The 22,145-nt window shown below is 72.6% G+C and carries 20 protein-coding genes and 2 pseudogenes; 7 read left to right on the top strand and 15 right to left on the bottom strand.

Going from position 1 to position 22,145, the window contains the following annotated elements; all coding sequences use genetic code 11:
• Positions 1-16: 16 nt before the first annotated feature.
• From ACGH7X_RS21940 to ACGH7X_RS21920, 5 genes and pseudogenes are all read right to left on the bottom strand, one after another.
• Positions 17-201, bottom strand: a pseudogene (locus ACGH7X_RS21940) (IS200/IS605 family accessory protein TnpB-related protein); the annotation flags it as partial.
• Entirely contained in the window at positions 175-420 is a 246-nt protein-coding gene (locus ACGH7X_RS21935) for a hypothetical protein (RefSeq protein WP_399897775.1), read from the bottom strand. The pseudogene ACGH7X_RS21940 and the gene ACGH7X_RS21935, both read right to left, overlap by 27 nt.
• Positions 421-663: 243 nt before the next feature.
• Positions 664-1,887 carry a PLP-dependent aminotransferase family protein gene (locus ACGH7X_RS21930; RefSeq protein WP_399887118.1) on the bottom strand — a complete coding sequence of 408 codons (1,224 nt, stop codon included), beginning with the start codon at positions 1,885-1,887 and terminating at the stop codon, positions 664-666.
• Between the two features lie 77 nt (positions 1,888-1,964).
• Positions 1,965-2,867, bottom strand: coding sequence for an SAM-dependent methyltransferase (locus tag ACGH7X_RS21925; RefSeq protein WP_399887116.1), 903 nt, complete (start codon positions 2,865-2,867; stop codon positions 1,965-1,967).
• Positions 2,868-2,948: 81 nt separating this feature from the next.
• Positions 2,949-4,271 carry a helix-turn-helix domain-containing protein gene (locus ACGH7X_RS21920; RefSeq protein ID WP_399887114.1) on the bottom strand — a complete coding sequence of 441 codons (1,323 nt, stop codon included), beginning with the start codon at positions 4,269-4,271 and terminating at the stop codon, positions 2,949-2,951.
• Positions 4,272-4,483: 212 nt separating this feature from the next.
• Between ACGH7X_RS21920 and ACGH7X_RS21915 the strand changes: the two genes are divergently transcribed.
• Positions 4,484-5,221 carry a DUF4232 domain-containing protein gene (locus ACGH7X_RS21915; protein WP_399887112.1) on the top strand — a complete coding sequence of 246 codons (738 nt, stop codon included), beginning with the start codon at positions 4,484-4,486 and terminating at the stop codon, positions 5,219-5,221.
• A 49-nt stretch (positions 5,222-5,270) separates the two neighbouring features.
• Here the strand turns inward: ACGH7X_RS21915 and hemB are convergent, their stop codons facing one another.
• Positions 5,271-6,263: a porphobilinogen synthase gene (gene hemB, locus ACGH7X_RS21910; protein ID WP_399887110.1), complete on the bottom strand. Its 993-nt coding sequence runs from the start codon at positions 6,261-6,263 to the stop codon at positions 5,271-5,273.
• Between the two features lie 111 nt (positions 6,264-6,374).
• Here hemB and ACGH7X_RS21905 point away from each other — a divergent pair, with 111 nt between their 5' ends.
• Positions 6,375-6,785: an SRPBCC family protein gene (locus ACGH7X_RS21905; protein ID WP_399887108.1), complete on the top strand. Its 411-nt coding sequence runs from the start codon at positions 6,375-6,377 to the stop codon at positions 6,783-6,785.
• Here ACGH7X_RS21905 and ACGH7X_RS21900 read toward each other — a convergent pair.
• Positions 6,782-7,699 carry a nitroreductase/quinone reductase family protein gene (locus tag ACGH7X_RS21900; protein ID WP_399887106.1) on the bottom strand — a complete coding sequence of 306 codons (918 nt, stop codon included), beginning with the start codon at positions 7,697-7,699 and terminating at the stop codon, positions 6,782-6,784. The two genes, ACGH7X_RS21905 and ACGH7X_RS21900, sit on opposite strands and share 4 nt — an antisense overlap.
• A gap of 263 nt (positions 7,700-7,962) precedes the next feature.
• Entirely contained in the window at positions 7,963-8,919 is a 957-nt protein-coding gene (locus ACGH7X_RS21895; protein ID WP_399887104.1) for an NAD(P)-dependent alcohol dehydrogenase, read from the bottom strand.
• 114 nt (positions 8,920-9,033) lie between these two features.
• Between ACGH7X_RS21895 and ACGH7X_RS21890 the strand changes: the two genes are divergently transcribed.
• Both ACGH7X_RS21890 and ACGH7X_RS21885 read left to right on the top strand, forming a co-directional pair.
• Positions 9,034-9,744 carry a TetR/AcrR family transcriptional regulator gene (locus ACGH7X_RS21890; protein WP_399887102.1) on the top strand — a complete coding sequence of 237 codons (711 nt, stop codon included), beginning with the start codon at positions 9,034-9,036 and terminating at the stop codon, positions 9,742-9,744.
• A gap of 162 nt (positions 9,745-9,906) precedes the next feature.
• Positions 9,907-10,305, top strand: a pseudogene (locus tag ACGH7X_RS21885) (nucleotidyltransferase family protein); the annotation flags it as partial.
• Positions 10,306-10,355: 50 nt separating this feature from the next.
• Here ACGH7X_RS21885 and ACGH7X_RS21880 read toward each other — a convergent pair.
• The 5 genes from ACGH7X_RS21880 to ACGH7X_RS21860 form a co-directional block, all read right to left on the bottom strand.
• Entirely contained in the window at positions 10,356-12,053 is a 1,698-nt protein-coding gene (locus ACGH7X_RS21880; RefSeq protein WP_399887100.1) for a uroporphyrinogen-III synthase, read from the bottom strand.
• The gene (gene hemC, locus ACGH7X_RS21875) at positions 12,050-13,009 is read right to left on the bottom strand and encodes a hydroxymethylbilane synthase (protein ID WP_399887098.1); all 960 of its coding nucleotides are present in this window, start codon (positions 13,007-13,009) and stop codon (positions 12,050-12,052) included. The genes ACGH7X_RS21880 and hemC overlap by 4 nt, the downstream gene beginning before the upstream one ends.
• Entirely contained in the window at positions 13,006-14,757 is a 1,752-nt protein-coding gene (locus ACGH7X_RS21870) for a glutamyl-tRNA reductase (RefSeq protein ID WP_399887096.1), read from the bottom strand. Before ACGH7X_RS21870 ends, hemC begins: the two co-directional genes overlap by 4 nt.
• On the bottom strand, positions 14,754-15,521 hold the full coding sequence (locus ACGH7X_RS21865) for a redox-sensing transcriptional repressor Rex (RefSeq protein ID WP_399887094.1): 768 nt from the start codon (positions 15,519-15,521) through the stop codon (positions 14,754-14,756). The genes ACGH7X_RS21870 and ACGH7X_RS21865 overlap by 4 nt, the downstream gene beginning before the upstream one ends.
• Before the next feature lie 274 nt (positions 15,522-15,795).
• A complete protein-coding gene (locus ACGH7X_RS21860; protein WP_399887092.1) occupies positions 15,796-16,137 on the bottom strand; it encodes a glutaredoxin family protein in 342 nt (113 codons plus the stop codon).
• Positions 16,138-16,311: 174 nt separating this feature from the next.
• Here ACGH7X_RS21860 and ACGH7X_RS21855 point away from each other — a divergent pair, with 174 nt between their 5' ends.
• The 3 genes from ACGH7X_RS21855 (at position 16,312) to ACGH7X_RS21845 (ending at position 19,846) form a co-directional block, all read left to right on the top strand.
• Complete coding sequence (locus ACGH7X_RS21855; protein ID WP_399887090.1) at positions 16,312-17,241, top strand: HAD family hydrolase; 930 nt, start codon at positions 16,312-16,314, stop codon at positions 17,239-17,241.
• Between the two features lie 308 nt (positions 17,242-17,549).
• A complete protein-coding gene (locus tag ACGH7X_RS21850) occupies positions 17,550-18,344 on the top strand; it encodes an ECF subfamily RNA polymerase sigma factor, BldN family (protein ID WP_164383732.1) in 795 nt (264 codons plus the stop codon).
• Between the two features lie 263 nt (positions 18,345-18,607).
• Positions 18,608-19,846: a DUF5667 domain-containing protein gene (locus ACGH7X_RS21845; RefSeq protein ID WP_399887088.1), complete on the top strand. Its 1,239-nt coding sequence runs from the start codon at positions 18,608-18,610 to the stop codon at positions 19,844-19,846.
• A gap of 70 nt (positions 19,847-19,916) precedes the next feature.
• Here ACGH7X_RS21845 and ACGH7X_RS21840 read toward each other — a convergent pair whose 3' ends face one another.
• A complete protein-coding gene (locus ACGH7X_RS21840; RefSeq protein ID WP_399887086.1) occupies positions 19,917-21,044 on the bottom strand; it encodes a lysophospholipid acyltransferase family protein in 1,128 nt (375 codons plus the stop codon).
• A 14-nt stretch (positions 21,045-21,058) separates the two neighbouring features.
• Positions 21,059-22,120 (bottom strand): NAD-dependent epimerase/dehydratase family protein, encoded by a 1,062-nt coding sequence (locus tag ACGH7X_RS21835; protein WP_399887084.1) that lies wholly within the window; start codon positions 22,118-22,120, stop codon positions 21,059-21,061.
• Positions 22,121-22,145 lie beyond the last annotated feature (25 nt).

The following is a 22,145-nucleotide window of genomic DNA, read 5'->3' as shown; positions in this document are numbered from 1 at the left end:
GGGACAACCGTTCCGACTCAGTGAGCAGGAGTGGGTCTTGGCCCCATCCTGGTCGCTGCGGACATCCCGAACGGTTCCGGGTGTCCTGGTCGCCCGCGTTCGCGCCCTGTCCGGTGGCACGGATCGTGTCCGTGGTGCGGGAACACGGGGGCGGGGTCCCTCACACCCAGAAGCCTACGGGCCGGTCTTGGCGGTCCGATGGGCCGCCACCCTGCTCGTCGGCACGGACCGGCCCGTGGCGAACCGGCCGCCGCGCTGCGGGACTTCCCGGGGCTCACCGTCCTCACCCCGGCCGCCGCGGACTCCCCCCAGGCCGAGCGCCAACAGGCCGACGCCGAGGTGAACCTCCACGCCATGGGCCTCGTCCTCCGCCTTCACCGCGATCGCGGTTGCGGTCGCGGTCGTCAACACGCTCGCCATGTCGGTCTCCGAGCGGGTCCGCGAGTTCGCCGCTGCTGCGCCTCGCGGGGGCCACCCGCCGCCAGGTGCTGCGCATGCTGCGCACCGAGACCCTGTCGCTGCTCCTGCTCGCCACCACACTCGGCAGCGCCATCGCCCTGTCCGTCCTGACCGCGTTCGGCGTCGGCATGACCGGCCGGGCGGCCCTGCGGGTCCGGGCGGTCACGGTCGCGACGGCCCGCGAGTGCCCCCGCCGGCGCCGGTCTAGACCGTGGCCCGCAGCCCCTCCCCGAGCCGCCGCAGCCCCTCCGCGATCTCGTCCGGCGTCTGCGTGACGAAGCAGAGCCGCAGCGTGGCGCGGTCGGGCTCGCCGGCGTGGAAGGGGGCGCCGGGGACGTACGCCACGTCGTGCCGGACCACCTCGGGGAGCAGGGCCGTGGTGTCGTACCCCTCGGGCAGCCGGGCCCACAGGAACATGCCGCCCTCGGGGCGGGTCCACACCGACCCCGCCGGGAGCGCGTCGGCCAGGCCCGCGAGCATGGCGTCGCGGCGCCGGCCATACACGGCGGCGACGCGGGCGACGTGGGCGTCCAGATCGCGGTCGGCCAGGTAGCGGGCGGCGGCGAGCTGGTTGACGGTCGGGGTGTGCAGGTCGGCGGCCTGTTTGGCGACCGCGCAGGCCCGGCGCAGCTCGGCGGGCGCCCGCAGCCAGCCCAGGCGCAGGCCGGGTGCCATGACCTTGGAGAAGGAGCCCAGCAGCACGGTCCGGTCCCGGGCACCCTCGTAGGAGGCGATCCACGGCAGCCGCTCGCCCTCGAAGCGCAGCTCCCCGTACGGGTCGTCCTCGACGATCCACAGCCCGCACCGCCCGGCGACCTCGGCCACCGCGGCGCGGCGGGCGGCGGGCATGGTGCGGCCGGTGGGGTTCTGGAAGGTGGGGACGGTGTAGAGCAGCTTGGGGCGCTCGCGCACCACCAGTTCCTCCAGCGCCTCGGGGTCGATCCCGTCCTCGTCCCCCGGCACGGCCACCACCCGGGCACCCGCGAAGCCGAAGGCCTGGAGCGCGGCCAGGTAACAGGGTCTCTCGACGAGGACGGTGTCGCCGGGTTCGAGCAGGGCGGTGGCCAGGAGCGACAGGGCCTGCTGGGAGCCGGTGGTGACGAGGACGTCGTCGGCGACGGTGTCGAGTCCGCGCGCCGAGGTGCGGGCGGCGAGCGCGGCCCGCAGGGTGGGCTCGCCCTCGGTGGTGGAGTACTGCAGGGCCCGCGCGGGCGCCTCGGCGAGGACGTCCCGGTACGCGGCGGCGATGCCCTCCGCGTCGAACAGCTCGGGGGCCGGCAGCCCGCCCGCGAAGTTGATCACCTCGGGGCGGGCGGTGACGGCGAGGATGTCCCGGACCGGCGAACCGCCGGTCGACCGGGCCCGCGCGGCGAGCGGCGGCAGCGGGGCGTGGGCGGTGGCGGCGGACGCGGTCTCAGTCACGGTCATGCGCGCAGCGTAGGTAAATACGTGCCGCTTACAGGGAACTTTCCGCGATCCGGACACCCGTGCGACCGCCGGGGGCGTCAGGCCTTGACGCCCAGCCCGCCGTACACGTTGATGTCGGCGTCCGTGACGTCGTTGATGTCCTTGTACCGGACCTTCTCGATGTCGTCGAGCTCGGCGAGGTACGACGCCTCCGGCTGCTCGGGCACCGGCGCCGCGTGGTCCGGCCGCCAGTGGTGCACCGGGACGACGCCCGGGGCGGCGAGTTCCAGCCCGCTCTGCGTGAAGAACCGCTCGACGTCGTCGCGGGAACGCAGCACGAAGGTGAAGCCCCGCTCGGTGTACGTCCGCTGGACCGCGCGCACGTTCTCCGCGTTGAGGTCCTCGGTGAGGTGGCTGAGCACGAGACGGCTGCCGGCGGGCAGCGCGTCGACCAGTTCGCGGACGATCGGGTACGCCTCCGCGTCCTCGACGAAGTGCAGGATGGCGACGAGGCACAGCGCCACGGGCCGGTCGAAGTCGATGGTCTTGGCGGCCTGTTCGAGGATCTGCGCCGGATTCTTCAGGTCGGCGTCGATGTAGTCCGTACGCCCCTCGGCTCCGCTGGTCAGCAGTGCGCGGGCGTGGGCGAGGACGACCGGGTCGTTGTCGACGTAGACGACCCGCGACTCGGGGGCGATGCGCTGGGCGATCTGGTGCACGTTCTCGGCGGTCGGCAGCCCGGTGCCGATGTCGAGGAACTGCCGGATGCCGTCCTCGCGGGCGAGCGTGGTCACCGCGCGCCGCAGGAAGTCGCGGTTGTGCCGTACGTCGAGGTAGCCGCGCGGGTTGGCGGCGAGCCCGGCGGCCGCCGCGTCGAGGTCGGCCGGGTAGTGGTCCTTGCCCCCGAGGAAGACGTCGTAGACGCGCGCCGGGTGCGCCTTGCTGCTGTCGATCCTCCTTCGCAGCTCCGCGGGGTCCTGACTGAGGGCGTCACCGGGCATGGGCGTCTCCTGACGAAGCGAACCGGAGTGTCGGCCAACAACCTAGCCCCCGGGAGCACTTGGCGGAGCCCGGGTCCCGTCTCAGCCGCCCTCGACCAGCTCCCAGGCGTCGCTGCCGAGGGGGTAGGCGTAGTAGGACTCGTCCCGGGAGGCGCTGGTGCGGAACGGCTTGCCGTTGTCGTCGATGAGCGTCGTGCCGTGCCGGCCGCCGCTGGACCACTCCAGTTCCAGCTCCCAGCTGACGTCGTGGCCGCTGGTGTGCGCGTTGACGTGGAAGACCTCGGGGTCGGACTCGCTGACGCTGTACGGGAAGTCCCGCTGGCCCCCGATCGGGGTCGCCGTCGGGGTGGCCAGGTCGAGCGAGACGTCGAAGGCCGTGGTGTGCACCTGGCCGCCGCAGCCGTTGCCCATCACGTACTGGTTCCAGTCCAGCCCCGGTCCGCTGCTCTTCACCCGGACGTGCAGATCCTCCAGGACCACCGTCTCCGGGCCGGTGCCCTGCACGGTGAGGACGACCGTCTGCCGGTTCGCGGAGACCGCGTTGAGGGGCGTGGCCCAGCCGACCGCGTCCTGCTGAGGGGGCGGCTTCGGCACGTTCTGCGGGCTGCGGTCGACCAGGAAGGCGTGGTCGCAGGGCAGGTCCCAGTAGTACGGGGTGGTCGACACGGTCAGCGGGGGGCCCTCGTCGGCTGCCTCGCGGCTCGGCGTCGCGGTGCCCGGACGCGACGGGGCGGTCGAGGGGGACGCGGGCGGCGACGAGGAGCGGGACGGTGACGGTGAGGCGCTGCGACTCGGCGACGCCGGGGCGGTGGCGGTGCCGGACACCGACGCGGAGGTCCGCGCGACGGCCCCGGCCGGACCGTGCCGGCCCTCGCCGTCCGGGGTCGACACGAGGTTGGCCACGAGCGCCACGGCGGCACTGACGGCGACGACGCCGGTCGCGGCGTAGAGCGCGGCGCGCGGAACGCGGCGGCGGGACGGGCCTCCGGGTGCGGTGAGGGCGGTCGGGGTGGCGGTCTGGGTGGCGGTCGGTGGGGGCGGCGCACTGTCCGCGACCGGACCCTCACCGCCCTCGCCGATCTCTCCGACGTCTCCGGCCTCTCCGGCCTCTCCCGCTTCTCCGACCCCTCCGGCCCCTCCGCCCTCGGGCTCCTCCTTCTTCAGGCCGCGCAGCGCGTCCGCGCGGATCCAGCGGCGGTGGAGTTCGAGCAGTTCCTCGGGCGTCGCCCGGCACACGCGGGCGAGGCGTTCCACGGGCGCGAACTCGACCGGGACCACCTCTCCGCTGACGTACCGGTGCAGCGTCGAGCCGCTCATGTGCAGCCGCTTGCCGAGTACCCCGTAGCTGAGTCCGGACCGCTCCTTCAGCTCCCGCAGCAGTCCCGCGAAGTCGTCCCCCGCCACCGTTCCTCCCTCTCCTCGCATCCCCGTACCGCATCCCAGAGGGACATTGTTCCCGCAGGTCAGAGCGTTCCGGGCGTCCCATCGTCCCTCATGGTCCCCCATCGCTGGCGGCCGGGACGAGCACGGCCGCAAGCTGTGGTCATCAAAGCAGCCGCTCCCGGTGAACGGTCGAGCGGCTCGCCCTCAACTCTCACATCCGAAGGGGAACTTCCATGTCCACACGCCGCACCCGCCGTACCCGCCTGTTCGCCGCCACCACGGTCGCGCTGGCCGCACTCTCCCTGACGGCCTGCGAGGGCGACGAACTCACGGGCTCCCCGGCGCCCGCCTCCTCCACCTCCACGCCGGCGGACGGGAAGACCGCCCCGCCCTCGGACGACGCGAAGGGCGACACCGGTGCGTCGGGCTCGAACGGCTCCGGGGACAAGGACAACGCGTCGGACTCGGGCAGCGGCGGTTCCGGCGGCAGCGGTTCCGGCAGCTCGGGCTCCGGCTCGGGCTCCGGTTCCGGCGCGGGAGCCGGCGACGGCTCCGACTCGGACCTGCCCGGCAAGTGCTCCGCGTCCGACGTGCGCATCACCGCGGCGAACGCCCCCCGCCCGGTCAACCACCTGCTGCTGACCGCCACCAACACCGGCTCGAAGACGTGCGCGCTGCCCCCGTACCCGGCGGCGCGGTTCGGCGAGGCCCAGTCGGTGCCCCCGGTCGCCGAGTCCAGCCAGCCGCAGGCGCTGACGACGCTGGCCCCCGGCGAGGCCGGCTACGCGGGCGTGCTCCTGTCGTCCGCCGACGGCAGCGGCGAGAACGGCTACGACGCGAAGACCCTCACGATCCCCTTCGAGGACGGCTCCATCGCCACGGTCGGGCTGCCCTCGGGCGGCGTGTACGTCGACACCGCGCTGACGGTCACCTACTGGCAGACCAGCGCGGCGAACGCGCTCGAGTACTGAAGGGGTCCGCGCACCCGCACCCCCTGTGTGACGGGCCGGCACAGGTCGCTCAGCGCAGCGTGCGAGCGACCTCGGTTGCCCAGTACGTCAGGATGTTGCGCGCGCCCGCCCGCTTGATCCCGGTGAGTGCCTCCAGGATGGCCCGGTCGCGGTCGATCCAGCCCTTCTCGGCGGCGGCCTCGATCATCGAGTACTCGCCGGAGATCTGGTAGGCGGCGACGGGCACGTCCACGGCGTCGGCGACCCTGGCGAGGACGTCGAGGTAGGGTCCGGCCGGCTTGACCATCACCATGTCGGCGCCCTCCTCCAGATCCAGCGCCAGCTCCCGCATGGCGTCCCGCCCGTTGGCGGCGTCCTGCTGGTAGGTCTTGCGGTCCCCCTTGAGCGAGGAGCCGACGGCCTCGCGGAAGGGCCCGTAGAAGGCGGAGGCGTACTTGACGGTGTACGCGAGGATCGCGACATCCTCCCGCCCGATCTGATCGAGGGCGTCGCGAACGACCCCGATCTGCCCGTCCATCATCCCGCTGGGGCCCACCACGTGGGCGCCCGCGTCGGCCTGGACCTGCGCCATCTCGGCGTACCGCTCGAGGGTGGCGTCGTTGTCGACGCGCCCCTGACCGTCCAGCACCCCGCAGTGCCCGTGATCGGTGAACTCGTCGAGGCACAGGTCGGACATGACGAGCAGCTCGTCCCCGACCTCGGCCCGCACGTCCCGCAGCGCGACCTGCAGAATCCCGTCGGGGTCGGTGCCCGCCGTCCCGGCGGCGTCCTTCTTCTCGTCCTGCGGCACCCCGAAGAGCATGATCCCGGAGATCCCCGCCTCGACCGCCTCCGCGGCGGCCTTCTTCAGCGTGTCCCGCGTGTGCTGGACGACGCCCGGCATCGCCGCGATCGGCACCGGCTCGCGCACTCCCTCGCGCACGAAGGCGGGGAGGATGAAGTCGGCGGGGTGCAGCCGGGTCTCGGCGACCATCCGACGCATGACAGGAGTGCTCCGCAGCCGCCGGGGCCGGGTGCCGGGAAAGGATCCGTACGTCGACATACCACCTACGCTACGCCCGCTCCACCCATGCCTTTGCCGACGGGGAGTCGGCCCGGAAGGTGTCCGATTCGTTCAAGAGAACGGCCCCGACGGCCCGCTACCGTCGCTGCCATGAACGGCACCGGCACGGGATCACGCCACCTCAGCATCCATGTCGACCGCAGCGTCGACGCCGTCTACGCCTACGCCTCGGACCCCGCCAACCTGCCCGCCTGGGCCCATGGCCTCGGCGGATCCATCGAGCGGGTCGGAGACCGATGGATCGCGGAGTCCGCCCCGCTGGGCCGGGTCGCGGTCGCCTTCGCCCCGCGCAACGAGCTGGGCGTCCTCGACCACCACGTCACGCTGCCCACCGGGGAGACCGTCTACAACCCGGTCCGCGTCATCGCCGACGCCACGGGGAGCGAGGTGGTGTTCACTCTCCGCCGGCAGCCGGAGACGAGCGACGCCGACTTCGAGCGCGACGCCGGCACGGTCGCCGCCGACCTGGCCCGGCTCAAGGAGCTGATGGAGTCCGCCTAAGGCGCGGCGGGCGGCCCGGCCGGCGGCGTGAGGGGCGGCCACGGCACGTCGGCCAGCAGCGGCAGCAACACCTCCTCCTCGTAGTCGAGGTGGGCGTTGAGCCGTGCGGACATCTCCTCAAGCTCGGCCCGGAAGCGCGCCGGGTCGGCGATGGCCACGCCGTCCAGCAGGGCGGCCAGCTCGCCCTGGATGCGGGCGACCGTGCGGTGTTCGTCGGCGAGCCGGTCGAAGACGCCGGTCAGGTGGGGATGGTGACGGGCGATCCCGGGGAAGAGGTGCCCGTCCTCGCTCGCGTGGTGGAATTCCAGCGCCTGGCAGAACGCCAGACAGCGCTGCCTGATCTGCAGCCCGAGACTCGGCGGCGCACCGGCTGCCCCCGGGGAGGCGAAGTGGGCCTCGACCTCCGCCCGCACCTGCCTCACCTGCCCCCGCAGCCAACTGTGCACGTCCACAAGCTTGTCGGCGAGCGTACGCACCTCCCGGGGCCGCCCCTCCCAGCCCTCGGGCTCGGCCCGCTCCAGCACCACGACCGGCAGCGCCCTGCTGGTGCGGGCCTGGTAGTCGCCGTACCCGGGCGCCGCCCGCACGACGTGCGCGAACAGCTCCTCGCGCCGGGCCCCCTCGGCGGGCACCGCGAGCGCCTCGAAGCCCGCCGTGCCCACCTCCACCCGGACCACGGGATGGGCGAGCAGGTTGTGGTACCAGCCGGGGTGCCGCGGGCCACCGAGGTTGGACCCGACGACGAGGAGGGAGTCCCCGTGGCGGACGTAACCGAGCGGCGTGGTCCGCGAGGCGCCCGACCTGGCGCCGGTGGTGGTCAGCAGGAGCAGGTCCCCGCCTTCGAAGGGGCCGCCGACCTTCCCCTCGTTGGCGCGGAACTCATCGATGACGGACTGCTGGAATGACGTGGGCATACGGTTCTGTGTCTCCATGACGGCAGGCCGCGGCAGCGGCACACGCCGGAAGATGCGACGAGTGAGGGATGACGACGTGCGGAAGCGCTACGTCGGAATCAGGGCGCGGAGTATGAACGCATCACGTACCCCTTGGATGAAGGGCGCTCGCCCGACCACCGGTCTGCCCACTGCTCTTCGACCGGCGCCACGCGGCACCACCGTCATTACACGCATCCGCCCACCGGCCTGTCAACGCAGGCCCCGGTGCCGCCGGTTGCCGCCTACCCGACCCGGATGACGTGCTTGCCCCGGACGCCGCCGGCCTCCAGGGCCCGGTGGGCCTCGGCGGCGCGGTCGAGCGGGTGGACGGTGTCCACGGCGGGGACGATGTCGCCGCGCTCCGCGAGTCGGGTGACCTCGCTGAGCAGCGCGCTGTCGGGGTTGCCGCTGAAGGCGCGAATACGGCTCCTCCCGTGCACGGTGGAGGCGAGAACGGTGGCGATCCCGGCCAGGAGCCGGTCGAAGTCGACGCTGACGGCGACCATGCGCCCACCCGGCGCGAGCAGGCGACGGACGCGGGACTGCTCGGTGCCGACCGTGTCGACGACGACGTCGAAGCGGCCGAGGGCGGACAGCGCGGTCGTACGGTGGTCCAGCGCCTCGTCGGCGCCCAGTCCGCGCACGAAGTCGAGGTTCTTCCCACCCGCGAGGGCGACGACATGCGCCCCGAGGAGCTTGCCGATCTGGACGGCGAAGCTGCCCACGCCACCACTCCCGCCCCGCACCAGGAGCCGCTCACCGGGCTGGAGTCCGGCCTTGTCACGCAGGGCGGTCACCGACGTGGTCGCGCCGGCCAGCATCGAGACGGCCTCCTCCAGGGTGAGGTTCTCCGGAGCGGAGGCGATCCGCCGGGGGCTCACGGCGACGTACTCGGCCAGACTTCCCGTGCTGCGCCCCAGCAGCCCCCACACCCGGTCCCCCTCGCGCACCCCGGTGACGGACGCCCCGACCTCGGCCACCTCCCCCGCGAAGTCGATGCCGCTCGCCTTGGGAAAGGACCGGCCGCTCACCAGCGGCACCTTCCCGGCCCGGGCCAGCAGCTCACCGCCGTTGACCCCGACGGCACGCACCCGCACCAGCACCTGCCCGGGGGTGATGACCGGCACCGGCCGCCGACCGACGTAGAGCACGTCCGGAGGCCCGTAACGATCGAAGAGAACCGCGTCCATCTCGCTCATGATTCATGTCCCATATCGCGTTCGGGGAGCGCGGGGCATCGCATACGCCCGCTGCTACCCTCATGCTGGACCCATAAGTGGACGACACCATCCACTTGGCCGGAAGTGAGAAACATGCCTGATCAGCCCTCTCACAAACCCCCCGAGCACCCCGCCGCGGACGCTCCGCCGGACCGGGACCTGCGCGCCGACGCCCGCCGCAACCGCGAACGCGTCCTGGAGGCGGCACGCGAGGTCTTCGCCGCCCAGGGCGTCGACGCCCCCATGAGCGCGGTCGCCCGCCGGGCCGGCGTCGGCGTGGCCACCCTCTACCGCCGCTTCCCCACCCGCTCCGCACTCGTCACCGCCGCCTTCGACGACCAGCTCGCCGTGTGCGCGGCCGCCCTGGAGGACGCCCTGGCCGACCCCAACCCGGGCCACGGCCTGTACGGCCTGCTGGAAAAGGTGTGCACCACCCTGGTCACGGACCGCGGCTTCGAGACCGTGTTCATGGCCGGCTTCCCCGAGGCACTGGACTACGACCGGGAACGCGCCTGCGCCGAGGAGGGCCTGGCCCACCTGATCCAGCGCGCCCGCGACGCCGGCCAGCTCCGCGAGGACTTCGCCCCCGCCGACATCCCCCTCCTCCTCCTCGCGGTAAGCGGCCTGGCCACCCAACCCCCCGAAACCGCCCTCCCCGCCGCCCACCGCCTCCTCACCTACCTCTTCCAGTCCTTCCAGGCCCACCCACCGTCCCGCCCCGGCCCCCTCCCACCGGCGCCACCCATGGACCTGACCGGCCTGCACCGGCCGGTGTCAGGGCGGACGGCTACGGTGCGCCCGTGACCGAGACACCCGACGACGACCGCCGACTTCCGCCCGCCCTGGCCGACGTGGCCCGCGTCGAGTTCGACTACGCCGACACCGCGCACTGGCTGCGTCAGCGGACCTGAACCCCGAGCTCGACGGCGCCGCCCACCGCGTGTTCGGCCAAGACGGCACCGGCCGTGGAACACGGTCACGGGCCGGGCTCCCACCGACGGAATCAAGGACTACGACGTCTTCTACGTCGACGACCGTGATCTGTCGTGGGAGGCGAAGGACCGGGTGACGAGGCCCGAGTCCATCTGTGGTACGAGCCGAAGTTCGGCGTCGCCCGCGCCCCGCACACGTCCACGGAAGCAGCGATCGACAGCTTCGCCGCCACCACCTGCCGTCTCGGGGTACGGCTGGAGCCCGACGGCCGGTGGCGCGTCTACGCGCCGCACGGGCTCTCCGACGTGTTCGGACTCGTCGTACGCCCCAACCCCCTCCTCGCACCACGCGCTGTGTACGAGGCGAAGGCAGCCCGCTGGCGTCAACGGTGGCCCGAGCTGACCCGTGCTGGACTGGCCCTCCGCGACCTGAGCCGCGCAACGACAACGGGGCGCCCCGAACCAGGAGCGCCCCGCCTCACCTCAGGTAGAGGACCGCCGTCTCCGCGCCCCCGGCCGCCGCTCGCTCGGCCGCGTCACCGGGTCCCCCGCCTCCAGGGCCGCCGCGCGGCGGCGCAGGCCGAAGTCGGCCAGGGCCTGGGCCAGCTTGTGGACGGACGGCTCGGGAGCCATGACGTCGACGCGCAGCCCGTGTTCCTCGGCGGTCTTGGCCGTGGCCGGGCCGATGCAGGCGATCACCGTGACGTTGTGCGGCTTGCCCGCGATGCCGACCAGGTTGCGGACCGTGGACGACGAGGTGAAGAGCACCGCGTCGAAGCCGCCGCCCTTGATGGCCTCCCGGGTCGTGGCCGGGGGCGGCGACGCGCGCACCGTGCGGTAGGCGGTGACGTCGTCGACCTCCCAGCCCAGCTCGATGAGACCGGCGACGAGGGTCTCGGTGGCGATGTCGGCGCGGGGGAGGAAGACCCGGTCGATCGGGTCGAAGACCGGGTCGTAGGGCGGCCAGTCCTCCAGGAGGCCCGCCGCCGACTGCTCGCCGCTCGGCACCAGGTCCGGCTTCACGCCGAAGGCGATGAGGGCGTTGGCCGTCTGCTCGCCCACTGCCGCGACCTTGATGCCGGCGAAGGCGCGGGCGTCGAGGCCGTACTCCTCGAACTTCTCGCGGACCGCCTTCACCGCGTTGACCGACGTGAACGCGATCCACTCGTAGCGGCCGGTGACCAGGCCCTTGACCGCGCGCTCCATCTGCTGCGGGGTGCGGGGCGGCTCGACCGCGATGGTCGGGACCTCGTGCGGGACCGCGCCGTAGGACCTGAGCTGGTCGGAGAGCGACGCCGCCTGCTCCTTCGTACGCGGGACGAGGACCTTCCAGCCGAACAGCGGCTTGGACTCGAACCACGACAGCTGGTCGCGCCGGGCGGGGGCACTGCGCTCGCCGACCACGGCTATCACCGGGCGGCCGCCGTCCGGGGACGGCAGCACCTTCGCCTGCTTCAGCGTCTGGGCGACCGTGCCGAGGGTCGCCGTCCAGGTGCGCTGCCTCGTCGTCGTACCGGCGACCGTCACCGTCAGCGGGGTGTCCGGCTTGCGGCCCGCCGACACCAGCTCGCCGGCGGCCGCCGCGACCGAGTCCAGCGTCGTCGACACGACCACCGTGCCGTCGGAGGCGCCGACCTCGGTCCAACAGCGGTCCGACGCCGTACGGGCGTCCACGAACCGCACGTCGGCGCCCTCGGCGTCGCGCAGCGGCACACCGGCGTACGCGGGCACGCCGACGGCGTTCGCGATACCGGGGACGACCTCGAAGGGCACCCCGGCCGCGGCGCACGCCAGCATCTCCTCGGCGGCGTACGCGTCGAGCCCGGGGTCCCCGGTCACCGCACGCACGACCCGCCTGCCGCCCCGCGCGGCCTCCATGACAAGATGTGCGGCATCCCGCACGGCGGGGACGCCCGAGGTCGTTGACGCTCCGTCAACTACCTTCAGCTGGGGCGCGCCTGTGCCCGGATCCGACGGATCGGCATCCGTGTGCACTTCGGACACGCCCTGCCTCGCATGCGTGCGTACGACGTCGAGCACCTCGTGCTCGGCGACCAGTACGTCCGCGTGGGACAGCGCCTCCACGGCGCGCAGAGTCAGTAGTCCCGGATCTCCGGGTCCGGCACCGAGGAAGGTGACGTGCCCGTGTTCCGGACCGGCGGGAAAGGCGGTGGGGCTCAATGTGCTCGCTCCCCCATCAGACCGGCCGCGCCCTGGGCGAGCATCTCGGTGGCGAGTTCGCGACCGAGTGCGAGTGCCGCCTCGTGCGTTTCAGGCACGGGACCGGTGGTGGACAGCTGCACCAGCGTCGAGCCGTCGGTCGTGCCGACGACGCCGCGCAGGCGCATCTCCTTGACAATCTGCCCGTCGGCCAAGAGGTCGGCCAGCGCGCCCACCGGGGCGCTGCAGCCGGCCTCCAGGGCGGCGAGCAGTGACCGCTCGGCCGTTACGGCGACCCGCGTGAACGGGTCGTCGAGTTCGCCGAGCGCGGCGATCAGCGAGGCGTTGTCCGCCGCGCACTCGATCGCCAGTGCCCCCTGGCCGGGGGCCGGCAAAACCGTGTCGACCGACAGGAAGTCGGTCACCTCGTCGATGCGTCCCACCCGGTTCAGCCCGGCCGCGGCCAGGACGACCGCGTCCAGCTCACCGCTGCGGACGTATCCGATGCGCGTGTCGACGTTGCCCCGGATCGGGACCGTGTCGATCTCCATCCCGTGGCTGCGGGCGTACGCGTTCAGCTGCGCCATGCGACGCGGCGCGCCCGTACCTATCCGCGCCCCGCGCGGCAGGTCCGTCAGCTTGCGCGCGTCCCGGGCGACGACCACGTCCCGCGGGTCCTCGCGCTCCGGTACGGCGGCCACCACCAGGCCCTCGTGCTCCGCGGTGGGGAGGTCCTTGAGCGAGTGAACCGCGAAGTCCACCTCTCCCCGCAGCAGTGCGTCGCGCAGCGCGGCGACGAACACGCCCGTGCCGCCGATCTGCGCCAGGTGCTCGCGCGACGTGTCGCCGTACGTGGTGATCTCGACCAGCTCAACGGGCCGACCGGTCACCTGGCTCACGGCGTCCGCCACCTGCCCGGACTGGGCCATGGCGAGTTTGCTTCGCCTGGTCCCCAGCCTCAGTGCCTTCTCAGTCATGCCGGCCCTCGGTTCTTCTCAGTGCTGTTCTCGGCGCGGGAGACGGAGGCCACCGTCTCCTGGTCGAGGTCGAACAGGGTGCGCAGCGCGTCCGCGTACCCGGCACCGCCGGGTTCGGCGGCGAGCTGCTTGACCCGCACCGTCGGCGCGTGCAGCAGCTTGTCGACCACACGCTTGACGGTCTGGGTGATCTCGGCGCGGTGCTTGTCGTCGAGCGCCGGCAGCCGCCCCTCGAGGCGGGCGATCTCGCCGGCCACGACGTCCGCGGCCATGCTGCGCAGCGCGACGACGGTCGGCGTGATGTGCGCGGCCCGCTGGGCGGCACCGAAGGCCGCGACCTCGTCGGCGACGATCCGGCGGACCATGCCGACGTCGGCGGCCATCGGGCCCGCGGACGCGGTCCCCTGATTGGACACCGTGGCCGAGGCGTCGGCGAGCGACTCGATGTCCACCAGGCGCACCCCGGCCAGCCGCTGCACGGCGGCGTCGACGTCGCGCGGCATGGCGAGGTCGAGGAGGAAGAGCACGGGCTGCGGGCGCGGCACCTCGGCGACCGGCTCCGGGCGGCGGCGCTCGGGGATGCGGCCGACGCGCGTCGCCGTCGCGGCGAGCGCGTCGATCAGCTCGGCGTCCGCCTCGGGTCCGGGGCGTCCGGCCTCGCGCGTGCGGTCCACCGCCGTACCGCCGGCGGCCCAGGCGCCGTGCTGCTCCAGTGTCGCCGCGTCCATGCCAGCCACGGCGGCCTCGCCCATGACGGAGAAGCCGGACGGCACGGACGACAGGTCCAGCGGGCAGTTCTCGTCGGCGCCCGCGCCCGGCAGTGGCGTTTCCGCACCCTGCCGCTCGTCGCGTACGCCGACGGAGCCGCCGACGGAGCCCGAGTCGGCCTCGACGGCGGGCGCGCCGGTGCGGCCCGCGACCGTCGCCGCCACGGAGTCGGCCGTGAGGACCAGTCCGGTGGCGCCGGTGCAGGAGACGGCCACGTCGGCACGTGTCAGCTCGCCCGGCACCGCGTCCATCGGTACCGCGCGGGCCAGCACGTCCGTGTCGTCGCCCTCGGAAAGGATCTGTGCGAGGCGCTCGGCGCGCTCGATGGTGCGGTTGGCGACCACGATCTCGGCGACCCCGGCTCGCGCCAGCGTCGCGGCGGCCAGCGAGGACATCGAACCGGCGCCGATGACCAGCGCCTTCTTGCCCCGCGCCCACTGCTGGACGTCGGCTCCGGCGGACAGCTGCTCCAGGCCGAAGGTGACCAGGGACTGTCCGGCGCGGTCGATGCCGGTCTCGGAGTGGGCGCGCTTGCCGACGCGCAGCGCCTGCTGGAACAGGTCGTTCAGCAGGCGTCCGGCGGTGTGCAGGTCCTGGGCACGGGCCAGGGAGTCCTTTATCTGGCCGAGGATCTGCCCCTCGCCGACCACCATCGAGTCCAGCCCGCACGCCACCGAGAACAGGTGGTGGACGGCCCGGTCCTCGTAGTGCACGTAGAGATGGGGAGTGAGCTCCTCCAGGCCGACCCCGCTGTGCTGGGCCAGCAGCGTGGACAGCTCGGCGACACCGGCGTGGAACTTGTCCACGTCGGCGTAGAGCTCGATGCGGTTGCAGGTGGCCAGGACCGCGGCCTCGGCGGCCGGTTCGGTGGCGACCGTGTCCTGGAGCAGCTTGAGCTGCGCGTCCACGCTCAGGGAGGCCCGCTCCAGCACGCTCACGGGGGCGCTGCGGTGGCTCAGCCCGACGACGAGGAGGCTCATGCCGGCATCACGGCGGGTACGTCCCCGTCGGGTCCCTGGTCGGTGGAGTGCCGCTGCTTGCGGGCGGCGACGGGCGGCACCGCGCCGTCGGCGGCGGCCTCCTCGCCGGCCTTGCGCTGCTCGTGGAAGGCGAGGATCTGCAGCTCGATGGAGAGGTCGACCTTGCGCACGTCGACGCCCTCGGGGACGTTCAGCACGGTCGGCGCGAAGTTCAGGATGGAGGTGACACCGGCGGCCACGAGCCGTTCGCAGACCTGCTGGGCGGCACCGGCGGGGGTCGCGATCACACCGATCGAGACACCGTCGTCCTGGATGATCTTCTCCAGCTCGTCGGTGTGCTGCACCGGGATCCCGGCGACGGGCTTTCCGGCCATCCCCGGATCGGCGTCGATGAGGGCCGCGACCCGGAATCCGCGGGAGGCGAACCCGCCGTAGTTGGCGAGGGCGGCGCCGAGGTTGCCGATTCCTACGATCACAACCGGCCAGTCCTGGGTCAGGCCGAGTTCACGCGAGATCTGGTAGACGAGATACTCGACGTCGTAGCCGACGCCCCGGGTCCCGTAGGAGCCGAGGTAGGAGAAGTCCTTGCGCAGCTTCGCGGAGTTGACTCCCGCCGCGGCCGCCAGCTCCTCGGAGGAGACCGTGGGCACCGAGCGCTCGGAGAGCGCGGTCAGCGCGCGGAGGTACAGCGGAAGCCTGGCGACGGTGGCCTCGGGAATCCCTCGGCTGCGGGTCGCCGGTCGGTGTGCTCGGCCAGTTGCCACGGTGCTCCTGCGGGTAGAGCGGGGCTGTAGGCGGTCATACGTCCCTACATGACCGCCCCGTCGAATGCAGGCTATGTCTTTGTGAACGCGTGCACAAAGATGGTGTCCGATTTGCCCGGCCAACGTGACCGGGGTCACGCGCCCCCGGCGCACGGTACGGGAACCGGCGCATACGGACTCTCGTTCCTCACTCATCGAGGGCAAAGCCGCACACGCTCCTCACGATCAACGCCCCCGAGACCAAGTCGCCATCGATCCTAAGCGACCATACGGACTACTTGGACTGGTCGGTCAGTGCCTTGCGCAGTCGTTCCTCGTTCACACGCCAGAAGGTGTGCTGCCTGCCGTCGACCAGCACGACCGGGATCTGCTCCCAGTACGCGTCGTGGAGTTGGCGGTCCTGGGTGATGTCCTTCCCCTCCCAGGGGACACCGAGGTCGGCACAGACCTTCTCGACGACGAGCTGTGCGTCATCACACAGATGACAGCCGGGTTTGCGGATGAGGGTGACGAGATGGTTCTCGGAGTGCTCAGGGGGCTGCGCGGGCTGCGGAGCCCCGGGGTCCTGCGAAGTCTGCGCGGGCTTTCGGCGGAAGAGGGGACTCATGCCGGCCATTCTCGCGCGCGGGCCCGCGTAAGCCGACCCCTCGGCGACGGGCGGACCGCCTGCCGGGTCGGCCCGCCGGCCCACCCCCGCGGGCGGCCCTTTAACGACACGGTCGCCCAGAGTTCACGGCCCGCGAACCTCTCGAGTCCGAAGCCTCCGAACAAACTGGCTATGCTCACGGGCATGGCCGCTCTTCGATGGCTCACTCCCCGTAGGCGCTCCGCCACGGCGCGGAGCGTGTTGGCAGGCGAGGCCTCGGCGGAGGCAGCCCGCAAGTCCGCGCAGACGGCGGAGGAGACCGCCCCCGACTCCGGCGCGGAAGCGGAGTTCCCGGTCCACGGCGACGACAGGGCAGCCGCCTTCTTCGACCTCGACAACACCGTGATGCAGGGCGCCGCGATCTTCCACTTCGGCCGCGGCCTGTACAAGCGGAAGTTCTTCGAGACCCGCGACCTCGCCCGCTTCGCCTGGCAGCAGGCGTACTTCCGGCTGGCCGGGCTCGAGGACCCGGAGCACATGCAGGACGCCCGCGACTCCGCGCTGTCGATCGTCAAGGGCCACCGCGTCTCCGAGCTGAAGTCGATCGGCGAGGAGATCTACGACGAGTACATGGCCGAGCGGATCTGGCCCGGCACCCGCGCCCTCGCCCAGGCCCACCTGGACGCCGGGCAGAAGGTCTGGCTGGTCACCGCGGCCCCGGTGGAGATCGCCCAGGTGATCGCCCGCCGCCTCGGCCTGACCGGCGCGCTCGGCACGGTGGCCGAGTCCATCGGCGGCGTCTACACCGGCAAGCTGGTCGGCGAACCGCTGCACGGCCCCGCGAAGGCCGAGGCGGTGCGGGCCCTGGCGACCGCCGAGGCCCTGGACCTGTCCCGCTGCGCCGCCTACAGCGACTCCCACAACGACATCCCGATGCTGTCCCTGGTCGGACACCCGTACGCGATCAACCCGGACTCCAAGCTGCGCAAGCACGCCCGCGAGCTGGAGTGGCGCCTGCGCGACTACCGCACCGGCCGCAAGGCGGCCAAGGTCGGCATCCCCGCGGCCGCGGGCGTCGGCGCGGTGGCCGGCGGCACCGCGGCCGCCATCGCGCTGCACCGCCGCCGCCGGTGACCTCGCCCCAATCGGGATGACGTACCCCAGGGACACGCCCTCCAGTCACCTTTCCTCACATCGGCCACAACACGCTCTGTAGTTACCAAGAATCCGAACCGTTCCGGTCATCAACCGATCACTTCGTCACACCTGATCGAGCGTCAATCGGGCACAGAAGCGACGTAATCGATGATTTGAGCAACTGGGCGTAGCAGTGCCTGCACGAAGCGTTATTCTCCTCAGACGCATTCCGGTACCCCACCTTCGCTACGACGGGTGAATGGTTCCGTACTGCACGTGATGGAAGCTCTGCCTCTGGGAGTCCCGTGTACCCACACGTCGGGGTTGACGCCTCGGGCCTGGCTACGCTGCGCGCAACGGTCAAATCAGCCCAAGACCTGTTGCGCGGCTTCGTCCCCACCGCGTATGCCGTCCCCGCCCTCGCCGCGGCCGCCGTGCCCGCCGGTCCGTGCTACGCACTGGCCGAAGGAAGCGCCGCCGTCGGCAGACGCGCGCGGTCGTCCTCGTCCGGGGCCGCCGCCACCACCCACCGCCGCCCCGCCGCGGACAGCGACAGCGCCCGCATGATGGACCTGGTCGAACGGGCCCAGGCGGGCGAGGCCGACGCCTTCGGCCGGCTCTACGACCAGTACAGCGACACCGTGTACCGCTACATCTACTACCGCGTGGGGGGCAAGGCCACCGCCGAGGACCTCACCAGCGAGACGTTCCTGCGCGCCCTGCGGCGCATCGGCACCTTCACCTGGCAGGGCCGCGACTTCGGCGCCTGGCTGGTGACCATCGCCCGCAACCTGGTCGCCGACCACTTCAAGTCCAGCCGCTTCCGCCTCGAGGTCACCACCGGCGAGATGCTCGACGCCAACGAGGTCGAGCGCTCCCCCGAGGACTCCGTCCTCGAATCACTCTCCAACGCCGCCCTGCTGGAGGCCGTGCGGCGGCTCAACCCGCAGCAGCAGGAGTGCGTGACCCTGCGCTTCCTCCAGGGCCTCTCGGTCGCCGAGACCGCCCGCGTCATGGGCAAGAACGAGGGCGCCATCAAGACGCTCCAGTACCGGGCCGTGCGCACCCTCGCCCGGCTGCTCCCGGACGACGCGCGCTGACCCTCCGGCGCCCCCGGGGTGCCCCAACCCACCAGAACGCTCCGCATCCGCCAAATCACCTTCGGTGAAAGTCGGTTGGGTCCGCGGTCCGATCATCCGCCGTCCGTAACCCAAGTGCCGCGCCGCTCGTTGTGCCGGATGCAGGCTCCCTGTGGTCACTCCCTGGCCGACTCCGATCACCCGATCGGATGGTTCCGATCAGGGCGTGCAACCCTCAGGACCCCCTGGGGAGTCGACCGTGATGACGAGAGGAGGTGCCGCCAGTGATCGCGAACGTATCGGCACACCGGCGGGCGAACGCCTTCGCCCAGGCTCTGGAGGAGCAGTCCGATCCCGGGGCGGCGGCCGAGCAGTCCGGAGGACCGGCAACCGCCGGGGCCACCGCGGAACCGACCGAGCAGGGTCGTCTGGTGACCCTCGCCAACGGTCTGGGGACGCTGCCCCGGCCCCAGCTGGATCCCGAGGTCAAGGTCGTCCAGCGGGCCCAGCTCGTGGCCGCCTTCGAGGCCATGCTGCAGGAGGGCACCGCGGGCGGCGGGGCGGCGGACCGTTCGGTACCCGAGCAGCGCCGGGCGCGTGGCACCCACCGCGCGGCGAGGTTCCGGCCCCGCTCGCGGCTGGCCAAGGGCCTCACCGCGGGCGGACTGAGCGTGAGCGTGGCCGCCGGAGCCTTCGGCGGAGTCGCCGCCGCCAGTTCGGACGCCCTGCCCGGGGACTCGCTGTACGGCCTCAAGCGCGGCATAGAGGACTTCCGCCTCGGCCTCGCCGACGGCAACGACGAGCGCGGCCGGGCCTACCTGGACCTCGCCTCGACCCGGTTCAGCGAAGCACGCAGGCTGATGGAGCGCGGCCGCAGCGGCCCCCTCGACCACGAGTCCCTTGGCGAGGTCCGACGCGCCCTGTCCGGCATGCGGCACGACGCCTCCGAGGGGCACCGCCTGCTCAGCGCGGCCTACGCCCACGATCCCGACTCGCTCGCCCCCATGCAGGCCCTCTCCGCCTTCTCCCGGTCCCACCGGGAGACCTGGGGAGCACTGCGCGATCGGCTGCCCGTGCAGCTCGGGGACGTCAGTGAGCAGGTGTCGTCGGTGTTCGACGCCATAGAGGACGACGTCGCCCCGCTGCAGTCCATGCTGCCGCAGCCGCCGGCCCAGGACGACGACAGCGGTACCGGCGGCCGGCCGGGCGGTTCCGGCTCGGCGACCACCGACACCCCCGGCTCCGGTCACTCGTCCGCGCCCAGCACCGGCGACGACGGCACGTCCGAACGCGGGCGCACCGGCACCGACCGGCCCAGCGAGTCCGCCGACTCCGGCCACGAGGACGACGGCCTGCTCGGCGGCGGCACCGGCGGCCTGCTCGACCCGCCGAAGGACCACACCGGCACCGCCTCCCCGCCCACGGGCGGCAACACCCCGCCCCCGGAGCCCGACGTCACCCTCCCGCCCCTCCTCCCGGGCCTCCTGCCCGGCCTGGGCATCGAGGCGGACGACGCGGACTGAGCCGACGTGCGTACGGCGGTGGGGCGCCCCCTTGCTTCGGGTGCGCCCCACCGCCGTACCGCATGGCCCGTCAGAAGAACACCGACCGCCGCTGCACCAGCAACTTGTAGAGCGTGTGCTGGATCTGCTCCCTCACCTGGTCGGTCAGGTTGAACATGAGCACCGGATCCTCGGCCGCCTCCGGTGCGTAGCCGTCCGTCGGGATGGGCTCGCCGAACTGGATCGTCCACTTCGTCGGCAGGGGCACCGCGCCCAGCGGTCCCAGCCACGGGAAGGTCGGCGTGAGCGGGAAGTACGGGAAGCCCAGCAGCCGTGCCAAGGTCTTGGAGTTGCCGATCATCGGGTAGATCTCCTCCGCCCCGACGATCGAGCACGGAACGATCGGCGCACCCTGCCGCAGCGCCGTGGACACGAAGCCGCCCCGCCCGAAGCGCTGGAGCTTGTAGCGCTCGCCGAACGGCTTGCCGACGCCCTTGAAGCCCTCCGGCATCACGCCGACCAGCTCGCCCTGACCGAGCAGCCGTTCGGCGTCCTCCGCGCAGGCCAGCGTGTGACCGAGCTTGCGGGCCAGCTCGTTGACCACCGGCAGCACGAACACCAGGTCCGCCGCCAGCAGCCGCAGATGCCGGTCGGCCGGATGGTGGTCGTGCACGGCGACCTGCATCATCAGCCCGTCCAGCGGCAGCGTCCCGGAGTGGTTGGCGACGATCAGCGCACCGCCCTCGGCGGGGATGTTCTCCACGCCCTTCACCTCGACCCGGAAGTACTTCTCGTACACCGGGCGGAGCAGGGACATCAGCACCTGGTCGGTCAGCTCGGCGTCGAAGCCGAAGTCGTCGACCTCGTAGTCCCCGGTGAGCCGGCGACGCAGGAAGGACAGGCCGCCCGCGATACGCCGCTCCAGGCCGCCGTCCTCGTCGCCGCCACCCCCGGCCCGCGACTGCGACCCGGGCGCCCCGGGTGACTTGGGCGACTCGCGCGACCCGGGCGGCACGGGGTCGTCCTTCTCCCCGGCGGCCCCCCGCACGGGCAGCGGCTGCACCTCGCCCACCGACGCCGGATCGGCCGCACCCTTGCGCCGGCTGCCCGCACCGCGACGCCGCGCCGGGCGCGGTGCCGCACCGCCGCCGCTCCCGCCGCCCGCACCGCTCCCCCTCGACCGGTCGTCGTCGAACGGAATGACCTTGGCGTCCGCCATCGTTGATGCGCTCCTCAGTTGGCGCTCTGCGTCGGGAGGTGGCCGCTGCCCCGCAGGGACAGCTCCGCGATCCGGTCGACGGCCCCCGCGAGGGCCTCGGGCGGCAGCAGCCCGGCACCGCGGCCGCGCGCGAAGTCCGCGAACGCCCCGGCCGTCGAGTACTTCGGCCGAAAACCCAGCGTCTCGCGCATCTGCGTGGTGTCCACCACCCGCCCATGGGTGAGCAGCCGGATCTGCTCGGGGGAGAAGTCCGTCATCCCCAGCGTACGCACGAGCGAGCCCGCCCAGGTGACCGCCGGCAGCAGCAACGGCACCGTGGGGCGGCCGAGGCGGCGCGAGCACTGGGAGAGCGTCAGGACACCGTCCCCGGCGATGTTGAAGGTCCCGCTGTTCAGCGTGCCCCGCCGGGCCTCGTGCGAGGAGACCCGCAGCACCTCGATCACGTCGTCCTCGTGCACGAACTGCAGCCGCGGGTCGTAGCCGAACACCGTCGGCAGCACCGGCAGTGCGAAGTACGAGGCGAGCGGCGTGTCCGCGGCCGGGCCGAGGATGTTGGCGAACCGCAGCACGGTCACCGCGACGTCCGGCCGACGGCGCGCGAAGCCCCGCACATACCCCTCGACCTCGACCGCGTCCTTGGCGAAGCCGCCGCTGGGCAGGGACTTGGGCGCCGTGGTCTCCGTGCAGACGGCCGGGTCGCGCGGCGCGGACCCGTAGACGTTGGTACTGGACTTCACCACCAGCCGCCGCACGGTCGGCGACTTCTGGCAGGCGCCGAGCAGCTGCATCGTGCCGATGACGTTGGTCTCCTTGACCGACGTTCGGCTGCCGCTGCCCAGCGGCGTGCCCGTCACGTCAAGGTGGACGACCGTGTCGGCCCGGGTCTGGGCGAGCACCCGCCCGATGGCGGACTGCCGGATGTCCGCCTGCACGAAGTCCGCGCCGCCCAGATGGTGCTCCGGCGCGACGGCGTCCACGCCGACGACCCGGTCCACGTCGGGATCACGCTGGATGCGCCGGACGAACCGGCCGCCCAGCTGCCGGGCCACTCCGGTCACGAGCACGACCTTGCCCAAGATCAGCGCCTTCCTTCCGCCTGCA

It is taken from the genome of Streptomyces sp. BBFR51 (genome assembly GCF_044591655.1).
GTDB lineage: Bacteria > Actinomycetota > Actinomycetes > Streptomycetales > Streptomycetaceae > Streptomyces.
The sequence above is the reverse complement of the archived record's forward strand: the minus strand, read 5'-3'. Positions and strand labels throughout refer to the sequence as shown.

Bases quoted from the DNA above. Each gene is read 5' to 3' on its own strand.
- ACGH7X_RS21935 (WP_399897775.1), bottom strand. From the start codon at position 420: ATGGCGAGCGTGTTGACGACCGCGACCGCAACCGCGATCGCGGTGAAG.
- ACGH7X_RS21930 (WP_399887118.1), bottom strand. From the start codon at position 1,887: ATGACCGTGACTGAGACCGCGTCCGCCGCCACCGCCCACGCCCCGCTG.
- ACGH7X_RS21925 (WP_399887116.1), bottom strand. From the start codon at position 2,867: ATGCCCGGTGACGCCCTCAGTCAGGACCCCGCGGAGCTGCGAAGGAGG.
- ACGH7X_RS21915 (WP_399887112.1), top strand. From the start codon at position 4,484: ATGTCCACACGCCGCACCCGCCGTACCCGCCTGTTCGCCGCCACCACG.
- hemB (WP_399887110.1), bottom strand. From the start codon at position 6,263: ATGTCGACGTACGGATCCTTTCCCGGCACCCGGCCCCGGCGGCTGCGG.
- ACGH7X_RS21905 (WP_399887108.1), top strand. From the start codon at position 6,375: ATGAACGGCACCGGCACGGGATCACGCCACCTCAGCATCCATGTCGAC.
- ACGH7X_RS21900 (WP_399887106.1), bottom strand. From the start codon at position 7,699: ATGCCCACGTCATTCCAGCAGTCCGTCATCGATGAGTTCCGCGCCAAC.
- ACGH7X_RS21895 (WP_399887104.1), bottom strand. From the start codon at position 8,919: ATGAGCGAGATGGACGCGGTTCTCTTCGATCGTTACGGGCCTCCGGAC.
- ACGH7X_RS21890 (WP_399887102.1), top strand. From the start codon at position 9,034: ATGCCTGATCAGCCCTCTCACAAACCCCCCGAGCACCCCGCCGCGGAC.
- hemC (WP_399887098.1), bottom strand. From the start codon at position 13,009: ATGACTGAGAAGGCACTGAGGCTGGGGACCAGGCGAAGCAAACTCGCC.
- ACGH7X_RS21870 (WP_399887096.1), bottom strand. From the start codon at position 14,757: ATGAGCCTCCTCGTCGTCGGGCTGAGCCACCGCAGCGCCCCCGTGAGC.
- ACGH7X_RS21860 (WP_399887092.1), bottom strand. From the start codon at position 16,137: ATGGCCGGCATGAGTCCCCTCTTCCGCCGAAAGCCCGCGCAGACTTCG.
- ACGH7X_RS21855 (WP_399887090.1), top strand. From the start codon at position 16,312: ATGGCCGCTCTTCGATGGCTCACTCCCCGTAGGCGCTCCGCCACGGCG.
- ACGH7X_RS21840 (WP_399887086.1), bottom strand. From the start codon at position 21,044: ATGGCGGACGCCAAGGTCATTCCGTTCGACGACGACCGGTCGAGGGGG.